Genomic DNA, 10,816 nt, shown 5'->3' on the forward strand with positions numbered 1-10,816 from the left:
AGCGCATGATCGTGAACCCGTCTGCGACCATCGCCTCTAGTCCGACCTCACGCGAGTCGCCCTGTGCGACGGTGTTGGTCGCGATGAGGCCGAGGGTGCCCTTCGCCTGCAAGAGGGAGGTGGCGCGGAGGAAGAAGTAGGCAACGAGGTCCGCGCTGCCGCGCCGTCCGTTCGCGAGGACATTGACGATCCAGTCACGGACACGCGTACCCATTGCACCGGTGAGCTTCTGACCGCCGAGGAATGGCGGGTTGCCGATAATCGCGTCGAAGCCGCCGTGGTCAACCATGACGTCGGCCGCTTCGATCACCCAGTGGAGCGGCTGCCATCGGATGTAGTCAGTATCGACCGTCGGGGTGAGGCCCTGGTCGATGATCGATTCGAGCCACGCGCTGTCTGCCACCTCATCGTGGGTGCCGGGGTACGCCCGTCGTGCTGCCTCTCGCAAGTTCTCATACGCCCCGTCCAGGGGTCTGCCCGGCTTTCCCCCGAGAGTCAGTCCAGCGGCGACGATGCCGTCGGCGATCTTGCGCAGGTCGGCGGTGACGTCGTGGAGTTGGTGGAGTTGGCGGCGCTTGGCGGCGGCCGAGCGGGCAGGGCTGTCGTCCGACTCGACCGGCGACGCAAGGGTCTCGCGGAGCTCGACGGCGCGCTTGATGATCGAGTCGATGTCGACCTCGAAGATGTCGAGCATGCCCTGCTGGCGGTTGGCCTTGGCGGGGTCGATGTGCATCGCCCGGAGTTGCCGGAGGTCGGTGAGGCCGAGCAGCGAGTTACCGAGGAACACCTTGTCGTCGACGAAGGAGAAGGGCAGGTCGCGGTCGAGGGAGACGAGCCAGAGCGAGAGCTTGCACATCTCGATCGCCATCTCGTTGATGTCGGCGCCGTAGAGGCAGGTGGCGACGACCTCGCGGATCGCGAGGGTCCGCAGGTCCTTGCGGCCCACCCAGGCGGGGTTGTCGGCAACCCACGCCTCGACGAGCCGGTCGGCGAGGAAGCGTGCGGCGGCGACGAGGAACGCGCCCGAGCCGCAGGCGATGTCGGCGACCTTGAGGTTGAGGATGTCCGCGGGCGACTTCAGCTTCCACTGGTCACGGTTCGCCGTTTGATGCGGACCTGGAGCATACACGAGCGGCTCGAGCGCGTACTTGACGACGTCTTCAGCGAGCGACTTGGGCGTGTAGTGCGCTCCGGCGTTCTTCCGCGACGGCGTCTCCTTGACCAGGAGTGCACCTTCGAGGACGACGAACGGTCGATTGCGTAGGTCGAGCCGCACGAGTCCGAGCCAGCGCTTGACGCGTTCGCGCAGGTCAAGGTCGTCGCCGACGGCTTGGGTGAGGGCGCTGACGATGCCCGGGTCAACCGCAGCGCCGATGGCCTTGGCGATGCCGGCTTCGGACGAAGGTTTGGCCGATGGCTGGTCGGTCCCGATCCAGGCGCGGATCGCGTTGGCGAGCTTCTTGCGGTCGCTGTGCGCGGCGGCGAGCTCCTCCAGCTTCGCCAAGGGAATCTCGGGCTCCTCTCCGCGGGTGCCGAGGATGCCGAGCACAACCTCGGGGGCGATCGTAGCCGTGTATCCAAGCAGGCCCTCGTACATGTAGCCGATCTGCTCGACATCGATGTCGCGGAACGAGATGCGCCGCGCCTCGCCCTTGATCTCGGCGATCTGGACGGCTCGGAGGACGTGAAGCATGACTCGGTCTGAGACGGTTACGCCGAGGGTTCCGAGGTCGCTGGTGGCGGTCAGGAATGGGAACCGTACAGGGTCGAACAGCGAGCCGCCGTAGGCGGGCATGCGCAGGTTCTCGAAGGTCGCACCTCGATAGAGCGCGTTGCTGGTGGCTAGCAGCCGGTGCCAGGTGAGGGAGGTCGCGTCGAGAGCCTCCTCGCTGTCGGCGGACTCGCGGGCGATGAGCTGGTCGAGTTCGCCGGCGATGCCGTAGCCCTGGTCGAACAGCTCGCCCTGCGGCAGCAATCCGCGTTCCTCGGCGAAGAGCAGAAAGACCACACGCATCATCACCGTGACCGCGGCCTCGTAGCTATCGTGCGGGCGTGGCGGGAGCGGGTCGGGCTGACTGCGTTGCTTCGCTTCGGCTGCAGACTCGGAGAAGGACTGGATGAGCAGCTCGACCGCGCGGCGCACCTGGGCACCCAGCGCCTCGGTGATCTCCTCGGCGGCGGCGACGGACTCCTCGAAGAGCACCGGGAGCCGCTCGGCGGGGTCACCGCCGATGAGGTACTGGCGTCCGATCAGAGCCAGGAACGCATCACGAGTGCGAGGTTCCTCGATCCACGTGAGTGCGTCAACGACGCCGGAGGCTGCCATCGCGTTCTCGCGTACGCAGACGAGCCCCCACCAGCGGCCGTCGGTGACAATTCCGATCGGCACTCTGCTCTCGCGCAGCATCGCTTCGACGCGGTCGACGGGGTTCGCCGCCCACAGATCGCCCGGCACTTCGCGGAGCGAGTCGACCGGGTCGATGACATGTACGATCGCGCCGGTGCCGTCGTCCCCCTGGAGTGATGCCTGGGCGCGGACAGTGACCGCACGGTTCGGGGACTGCGCGGCGACACCGGGCACGTCGCCCCAGGTTAGTGACCCGGCCCAGCCCGCAACGTCGCGCAGCACGGTCTCGACCCACTTGTCACGCGCCGCCCGGTAGGCGTCCAGGGCGGGATCGGAGCCGGGGCTGCGGTCGTAGCGCTCCCAGGCGGACTCGAAGTCCTTGCGGGCGTCAGAGAGGGCAGCCTTGCGCACCTCGGCCAGTTGCGGCATCCCCTCGGGCCAGACGCGCTTGAGCGGTGGGATGGCGAGGAACGGACCTTCGGTGTCGACGAGTTCGAGCCAGGCGCGGTGCAGGTCCGTGGCGCTCTTGGTGGGGAGGTTGCGTGCGGGTCGGCGTGCCATCAGTCGCGCCACCCGTCCGCGTCGTTTCGGGTGAGCGCGAAGACCACGGCGGCGGCCGTCGTGTGGGGTCTCACGTCGGCGTACCTGTCCTTGATCGCGGCGATCTCGCGGGTCTCTTCGTCATCGAGCTCGTCGAGGCGGCGTTGTATCGCCTCACGGTCGCGTCGCCACTGGCGTTCCTGGTCTGAGTCGGTGAAGAGCTGCCCCCACGCTTCGGCTTCCTCGGCGCGCAGTCGCGCGAGGGAGTCACGGAGGTTCGAGCGGAACGCGGCGAAGATATCCTGTGCGCGCTGCACGTCGGCGGCCTCGCGGCGCTGGAGCTGCTCGGTCACCTGGACCTGCTTGCGTTCCGCGCGCGTTCGCATGGACTCCTCCAGACGGAGGCGGAGCGGCGCGTTGGGCGCGTTCCACAGGTCGCAGAGTTGATCACGCACGCGATCGTCGGCGAGGGTCAAGTCTTCCTGGTCAAGGGCGGTATCGAGTGCGGCTTCTGCACGTTCTTCGGCCATAGCGCGCCGCCCGCGGAGGCGGACACCGGCGAGGAACACCTCTTCGTGGAGCCGGACGCCGCCGCGGCCGACGAGCACCATGCGCGTGACTGCCGCGACGAAGGATTCCTCAAGGTCATCGACGACGACCGCGGTGACACGACGCAGTGTGGAGTCGATGCTCCACAACGAGCGCCGCAGCAGGCGCTGCGCCTTCTGCACGATCGGGTGGCCGAGGTGCACATACACCAGGTCCGATCGGCCGTCGGCGGCGTCCGGGTCGAAGGTGATCGGTCGCAGCACGCCTGGGTTGAGCCGGGTGTCGAGGCCGCGCAGCGTGGCACGCCATCCGGCAGTGAGAGCCGGGACAGTGAAGACCTCGGCGTCCGTGTCCTGGGCGAAGTCGAAGTTCGGGACGAGCGGCGACTGGTGGTTGATCCGCAGCGCGGTATCGACGACGCGGCGCAGGTTGGCCGGGTCGAGATGCATCTCCGTCCGGGACGCGTCGTAGCCCTGCTCTAGCTGGGTCAGGCGGGCGTTGAGTTCCATACCACCGGCCAGCGCCCGGTTGATCACCTCGTTGGTGTCGACGCCCTTCGACTTCGCCCTTGTCGCGGCGCGCTTGCCGAAGTGGCTCTGGATCTCCGCGCCCACGACCTGGTTGGCCGAGCCGAGGTCGTACTCCACCTGCGCGATCTTGCGAGCGATGATCTCCATGAACCGTAGGTCCGAACTGTAGGTTGAGGACTCCCGCTCGGGCACGAATTGGTAGACGTCGGGCTGCTGGGTTTGGCCGTAGCGGTCGATGCGCCCGATGCGCTGCTCCAGGCGCGACGGGTTGAACGGGATGTCGAAGTTCACCAGCCGGTGGCAGTAGGTCTGAAGGTCGATGCCCTCGCCTGCGGCATCCGTGGCCAGCAGCACCCGCACGGGCTCCTTGGACGGGTCGGCAGTGAACTGAGAGCGGATGTACTCACGCTCCTCGGGTGGAGTCGAGCCCTGGATCACCGCAAGCCGATCGTCGGTGTAACCCTTCTGCCGAAGCACGCGGGTCAGCCACTCGACGGTGTCGGCATACTCGGTGAAGACCACGACGCGCTCGTTCGACCAGAGCTTTCCGTCGGGTCGGCAGACGGCATCGAGAACCCGGATCAGCTGATCGAGGCGGGAGTCGGCACGGCTCTCAAACCCCAGGCCCCAGTTCGCCAGCGTCTCAAGCTGGCCTGGCTCGGCGGCGCTGAGCGGGTCGGACTCCTTTGACTCGCGGAGCTTCTCCGACTCGTCTTGCTCCCACAGACCCTCCTCCTCGTCGGACTGCCCCTCGCCGAAAATGTCGTCGTACTCGTCCTCGGACAGCCCTCGACCCGCCTTCGACGCGAGGTAGTTGCTCAGCGTCATTCCGAACGCGAACGGGCTGGACAAGAAGCGCTTCTTCAACAGCATCGTCACGATGTCGCCGGTCGGCTTCGTCCCGTTGAGCTTCGCGCTCTTCGTCACGATCTCATCGAGCAGAGCGAACATCTTCTGCTCGTCGTCAGCCGGATCGAACAGGATCATGCTGAGCTTGCGCTTCTTGAAGCCCTTGCCGGCCAGATCGGTCTTCAGGCGGCGGACCGTCACGTCCTTCAGAGCGGTCGAGTCGAGATTCGCGCCGCGAGCGAATCGGCGGGGGTCGATCATCTCCAACAGTGCGGTGAACGACTCCGGGTGGCCGTTGTGCGGCGTCGCGCTCAGGAATAGGCGGTGCTCACACCTCTCCGCGAGCTGGCGCACCGCGACCGTCCGCTGCGTGTCCACGGCGTACCCACGTGCGCCGGCGATCGCTGACGGGCTCGACGGGGCGACGTGATGCGCCTCGTCGACCACCAGGACGTCGAAAGCGTGCCGACTGCCGGTCTTCGGGTTGCTCGCCTGCGCGTACACGTCGCGCAGTAGGCGCTGCGCCCGCACCTGCGGCAGCCACGCCATGCTCACGATCACCCGTGGGAAGATCTGGAACGGGTTGGCCTGAAGTCCATGCGTGCGGCGGACCTCAGCCATCAGCTCAGAGTTCACGATCGTGAACTCCAAGCCAAACTTCTCCCGCATCTCGTCCTGCCACTTCAGTGACAGGCTGGGCGGGCAGACGATCACCGCCGTGCGGGCACGGTGTCGCAAGAACAGCTCCTGAAGGACAAGGCCCGCTTCGATCGTTTTGCCAAGGCCCACGTCGTCGGCAAGCAGCAGGTTTGCACGCGGCGCACTGAGTGCTCGGCGCAGCGGCTCAAGCTGGTATGCCTCGACGTTCACGCCCGACCAGAACGGAGCCTGATAGCGGTTCGCGTCGGCGCTTGTGACCGCTCCCCAACGCATTGCGTCTATGAAACCGGCGAGCGTCGTCGGTTCGTCGAACCCGTCAGCGTGAATGAGGTCGGGCAGACCTTGGGCTGGAGTGACCGTGTGCCCGACCTCCAGCTCCCAGACCACGCTGAGCTGCTTCCCGAGGCTGCCTTCGTCCAGCGACTGCAGATTGACGACGTGACTGAGCTGCGCGACCGCCTCGTCAGCGGGGCTCCGGGGGAGGCCTTGGGTTTGGACGTTCGAGACGGCCCAGGTCGAACCACGCACTTCGACGACCTGGCCCGCTTCGGGGAGTGACGGAATCGTGGAACTGCTGGACACGTCGGCTACCCCCCGGTTCACATCTGTACGGACCGTGCTTTCAAACGCGTGCTGCGGATGCCGGTCCGCTACATGTTGCCGGTCTCACTTTGCCATGTTCGCGGCCCGCTCTGTGGAGCTACCCCGATCTGACGATTGACAGTGTTGATTCGGACGTGCGCTCGGCGTCAGCAGGCGACGCCCGCTCAGCCCCCGGCCCGCACCGCCGAATACGTGGTGAGCTCCACACCGGCATCCGCCAGCAGCGCACGCACACCGGTGTCGGTCACGAACTCGAGGTCGCGGGCGCGGATGACGTTGTACGTCGTGATGTCGAGCAGCTCGGCGTCGACGTAGCCGGGGTGCACGACCAGGATGCTGAGGTCGTGCGCGAGGATCTCGGGCAGCATCGTCTCGAACGCGGCGACGGGGTCGGCGGCGGCCTGCTCGGCGGGGCCGAACGGGGCGGTGTACCAGGGGATGTCGAGGAGCGGCGCCACGAGGCCGCGGTGCAGGTCGATCGGGTGCAGGCCGAACTCGTCGGCGACCTCGTGCAGCACGTCGTGCAGCACCTGTGTGATGAGCGAGTGGTGGTGCATGTAGGCGGGCGGGCGCCCCATCAGCTCGAGGAAGCGCTGCAGCTGCGCGCGCGTCTCGGCGAGCACCTGGTCGTGGTCGAACGGGTCGCGGTCGAACTCCACGAAGAAGCCGTCGCGTCGCACGACCTCGTACTCGCGCCGGATCTGCCGCGACGACCGGAACGCGCCGTGCTCGTCGACGAGGTCGGGCACCTCCGCCGCCGGCAGCAGCGGGCTGCCCGTCACCAGGTTGAGGTCGATGCCGACGTCGACCCCCTCGCGCCGCTTCAGCTCGGCGGCGGCGAACGCGGCATCCGGCCGGTTGGCGAAGATCCCGGTGTTGCGGACGATTCCGTCGTCGATCGACGCCAGGATGCCGAGGGTCGCGGCGTGGGTGATGGCGGCGTCGTCGGCCTGGACGATGAGCTTGGTCATGGGTCTCCTTCGTGGGATGCCGCGGGCGGCGGCAAAGGGGTCGGGTCAGGCCTCGCGGGAGCCGGCGTCCATGGGATCGATCAGGGCTTGCGCGAGCCCGCATCCAGCTCGTCGTGGAGCTTGAGCAGGTGGAGCATGAGGTACATGCGCTCCTCCTCGGTGACGCGCGCGGCGAAGGTGGCGTCGAGGTAGTCGCCGATCGCCACCGCGCACGCGTAGATGTGCGCGTTCTGCGCCTTGAGCGTCTGGAAGAACTCGTCGAACGAGCCGCTGTAGGTCTGGTTGCGCGTGATCCGCTGGATGACGAACTTCACGTGGGTGAGGAACCGCGTGCTCGTCGGCGACGAGACGTCCACGACGATGCCGAGCTCGCGCTCGACGATCGCGATGATCTCGCGGAGCGCCGCGCCGAGCGTCATCGCCCGGTGCGGATCGCTCGACAGGCCCGCGTTGACGAGGTGGAGCGTGACGAACCCGGCCTCGTCGAGCGGGAGCTTGCGGCCGAGCTCGGTGTGCACGACCTCGAGCGCCTGGAGCGCGACCGCGAACTCGGTCGGGTAGGTCATCTTCGTCTCCCACAGCATGGAGTTGTAGATGGGGATGCCGGCGTCGAGACGCGAGATGGCCTGCGCGATGTGGTCGGCGAGGGCGACCTCGGCGGCGGGCGTCAGCGTGAGGCCGTGCGTCTCCTGCAGGTGCGCGGCGACGCGCGCGACCGCCTTCAGCACCGGGTAGGGGATGTCGAGGAGCACGCGGAACGAGCCGCCGCGCACGAGCCCGGTGAGGTGGAACTCGCGCTCGACACGGCTCTCGTCCACAGCCTTGCCACGACCGGTGAGGTACCCGACGCCGGCGCCCACGAGGATGACGTCCTCGCCGTTCTCGTCGACGGCGTTGACGATGTTGTTGTTGAAGATCTTCTTGATGGTGCGCATCTGACCCCTTCGGGGGCTCCGGTCCGCGCGGTCCGGAGCCCCGGTCATGAGGATCCGAGCGTCACGCGCCGGCGGCGCGGACGTTCAGGAGGGGCTCCTGCTCAGTGACGGTGGATGCCGTCGCGACGACGTCGACGACCTGGCCGGCGGCGACGTTGGTCACGACGACCGGCGTGATGAGCGAGTAGCCGGCGGCGGTGATCGCCGCCGCGTCGAACTCCAGGAGCAGGTCGCCGCGCGCGACGCGCTGTCCCTGGCGCACTCGCGGGGTGAAGTGGGTGCCGTTCAGCTTCACGGTGTCGATGCCGACGTGGATGAGCAGCTCCACGCCGTCGTCGGTGCGCAGGCCGATGGCGTGCGCGCTCGGCGGGACGGCGACCACGGTGCCGTCGGCGGGGGCGACGACGCGGCCGGATGCCGGTGCGATCGACACCCCGGGACCGATCAGCCCCGCAGAGAAGACCGGCTCCCCGGTCTCGGCGAGCGGCACGACCGTGCCGGCGATCGGTGCCGCGATCGTGACGTCGTGGGCGATCGCGGCGCCGTCGACGGCTCCCTGGAACCCGCCCGCCACGGTCTCCGGGGCGGTGACGGGCGTCACGGCATCCGCCTTCTTCTCGTAGCCCCAGATCTGGATGAGGACGATCGGCACGACGAGCCCCACGACGAGCGCGACGACCGCACCGGCGACCGGGACCATGAGCGGCAGGCCGAGGATGGGGGCGGGGGAGAAGCCGGCCATGACCGCGTTCACGAACCCGAGCACGACGCCGGAGGCGGCGGCGCTGACGATCTGGATGACGAGGATGCGGCGGTAGCGCAGCACGAAGCCGTAGATCGTCGGCTCGGTGATGCCGCCGATGCCCACCGCGAGCGCGGCGGCCGCGGCGGTGTCGCGGAGCGTCCGGTCGCCGCGGCCGCGCGCGACCTTGATGAGCACGCCGAGCGCGACGCCGAAGACCGCGTACTGGTATCCGACGGCGGCGCCGAGGATGACGCTGGTGCCGGTGGCGGCGAGGTCGGCGATCGCGATCGAGATGAGCGCCCAGTGGATGCCCATGGCGACCAGGATGAACCAGAACGCGGGGACGAGCACGTAGAAGAGGAACGGCGCGGTCTGGCTCAGCCAGGTCACGCCCGCACCGATGCCCTCGCCGACCACGACGCCGATCGGGCCGAAGACCAGCACGGTGAGCGGAACCAGGACGAGGAGCTCGAGGGTCGGGACGAAGACCTGCTGGAGCGCCTTCGGCAGCACCCGCTTGAGCAGCCGGTCGAGACCGAAGAGCGCGAGGGCGATGAGCAGCGCCGGGAACATCGAGCTCGCGTACGAGTAGATGAACAGCGGCAGCGCGAACGCCTCGCGGAGGTCCCCGACCTGGCCGATCGCCGTGAAGCTCGGGTGCAGCAGGGCCGCCGCGATCGTCGCGCCCACGAAGGGGTTGGCTCCGAGCTTCTGCGTCGCGGTGAACGCGACGAAGATCGGCAGGAAGTAGAAGATCGCGTTGCCGGTCGCGTTGAGGATGAGGGCGGTCGGCTCATCGGCCTTGAGCGCGCCGAACTGGATGAGCAGGAGCGCGAGCACCTGCACCATCGCGGCGCCGGTGATCGGGCCGATGAGCGGCTGGAACGTGCCGCCGAGGAAGCCGAACACGACGTCGAGCGGGCTCTTCCTGTCGGTCGCGCCCGCGGCGCCGGCGCCTTCCTTCAGGGACTTCCAGCCGGGCCTGCCGTACAGCTCGTCGCGCACCTGCTCGACGTGCGTGCCGATGACGACCTGCACCTGACCGCCGGCCTTGACGGCCTGCAGCACGCCGGGGGTGTCGTTCAGGCCGTCGAAGTCGACCCGCGACTCGTCGCGCACGACGAAGCGCAGGCGCGTGGTGCACGATCCGACCCACGAGACGTTCTCGGGACCTCCGACCAGGTCGCCGACCTGGCTCGCGAGCGTCTTGACCTCGCTCAAATCTCTCATCTCCTTCGTTCGGGAGACCGAGACCCCTGCCTCACACGCAAAGAGACCTCAGCCGCCATACGGTTGGGGCAAAGGTCTCGCCTGCGGAGCAGTAACAATCCTTACGGGTGGGGCGTCGAAGCCCGTCGTTCATTCTGGTGCAGATCCGCGCGGCGGGCAAGCCTCGGTGTCGGAGAGGGCTCGGAGCGCGCGAACGAGCCCGGGCCGGCGCCGTCGCGCGCGACCCGGGCTCCGGTGCGGGTCAGCCCTCGATGGGCGGTCCCACGATCCTCTCCGGCTCGAGGAGCTCCGGCTGTTGCTGCCGGGTCGGCTCCTCGTCCTGGTGGTCGACGATGACGATCCGCTCGTCGGGCTCCTCCAGGACGTCGGGACGACGCACGTCGTCCGCCGCCACCTCGTTCGGCGCCTCGTCGGCGCCGGGATTCGTCTGGTCGGACATGACTCTCTCCTACCTCTGTGTTCTCGGGGTCGGGCCTGTCTTCGGTTCTCGAGCCCGTGCGGTCTGCGTGCTCTGAGCCCTGGCCGATCCCTGTCGTCTCGGTCGGCCTAGGCGTTCTCGACGTCCTGCCGGCTCTCCTCGTCGGCGGGTTCGCCGATCACGCCGATGCCCACCGCCTGATGGTCGGGCTCCGCACCCTCCGGGTCGGGAGCCTTCGGCGCCTCCTCGGGCTCCTTCTCCGTGCTCGGCTCCTGCAGGTCGTCGGTCGACGGCTCCTCGTCGGGCGCGTACTCGTTGGCCTTCTCCTGATCGGACATGGGCGTCTCCTTCCGTTGCCACCAGGTTCACGCGCATCGCGCGTCGGCGGGAGGGGCTTGACGCCCGCGCCGTGGAGTCGTATCGACGCGGTCGGGATGCC

General features: G+C 68.3%; 7 protein-coding genes. All 7 read right to left on the reverse strand.

Annotated elements, in window-relative coordinates; genetic code table 11:
- The coding region (locus WML84_RS08805; RefSeq protein WP_347345770.1) for a DNA methyltransferase at positions 1-2,908 on the reverse strand (2,908 nt) is incomplete at its 3' end.
- Positions 2,908-6,057, reverse strand: a complete 3,150-nt coding sequence (drmD, locus tag WML84_RS08810; protein ID WP_347345771.1) for a DISARM system SNF2-like helicase DrmD — start codon at positions 6,055-6,057, stop codon at positions 2,908-2,910. The genes WML84_RS08805 and drmD, both read right to left, overlap by 1 nt.
- Before the next feature lie 185 nt (positions 6,058-6,242).
- Positions 6,243-7,049: a ChbG/HpnK family deacetylase gene (locus WML84_RS08815; RefSeq protein ID WP_347345772.1), complete on the reverse strand. Its 807-nt coding sequence runs from the start codon at positions 7,047-7,049 to the stop codon at positions 6,243-6,245.
- A gap of 80 nt (positions 7,050-7,129) precedes the next feature.
- Complete coding sequence (locus WML84_RS08820) at positions 7,130-7,984, reverse strand: PRD domain-containing protein (RefSeq protein WP_347345773.1); 855 nt, start codon at positions 7,982-7,984, stop codon at positions 7,130-7,132.
- Positions 7,985-8,045: 61 nt separating this feature from the next.
- Complete coding sequence (locus WML84_RS08825; RefSeq protein ID WP_347345774.1) at positions 8,046-9,950, reverse strand: glucose PTS transporter subunit IIA; 1,905 nt, start codon at positions 9,948-9,950, stop codon at positions 8,046-8,048.
- A 250-nt stretch (positions 9,951-10,200) separates the two neighbouring features.
- Positions 10,201-10,398 (reverse strand): hypothetical protein, encoded by a 198-nt coding sequence (locus WML84_RS08830; protein WP_347345775.1) that lies wholly within the window; start codon positions 10,396-10,398, stop codon positions 10,201-10,203.
- A gap of 107 nt (positions 10,399-10,505) precedes the next feature.
- Complete coding sequence (locus tag WML84_RS08835; RefSeq protein WP_347345776.1) at positions 10,506-10,715, reverse strand: hypothetical protein; 210 nt, start codon at positions 10,713-10,715, stop codon at positions 10,506-10,508.
- Positions 10,716-10,816: the final 101 nt, after the last annotated feature.

This window comes from Microbacterium sp., assembly GCF_039812165.1.
Lineage (GTDB): Bacteria > Actinomycetota > Actinomycetes > Actinomycetales > Microbacteriaceae > Microbacterium.

Coding starts and splice junctions, on each gene's coding strand:
- WML84_RS08815 (WP_347345772.1), bottom strand. CDS start 7,049: ATGACCAAGCTCATCGTCCAGGCCGACGACGCCGCCATCACCCACGCC.
- WML84_RS08820 (WP_347345773.1), bottom strand. CDS start 7,984: ATGCGCACCATCAAGAAGATCTTCAACAACAACATCGTCAACGCCGTC.
- WML84_RS08830 (WP_347345775.1), bottom strand. CDS start 10,398: ATGTCCGACCAGACGAATCCCGGCGCCGACGAGGCGCCGAACGAGGTG.
- WML84_RS08835 (WP_347345776.1), bottom strand. CDS start 10,715: ATGTCCGATCAGGAGAAGGCCAACGAGTACGCGCCCGACGAGGAGCCG.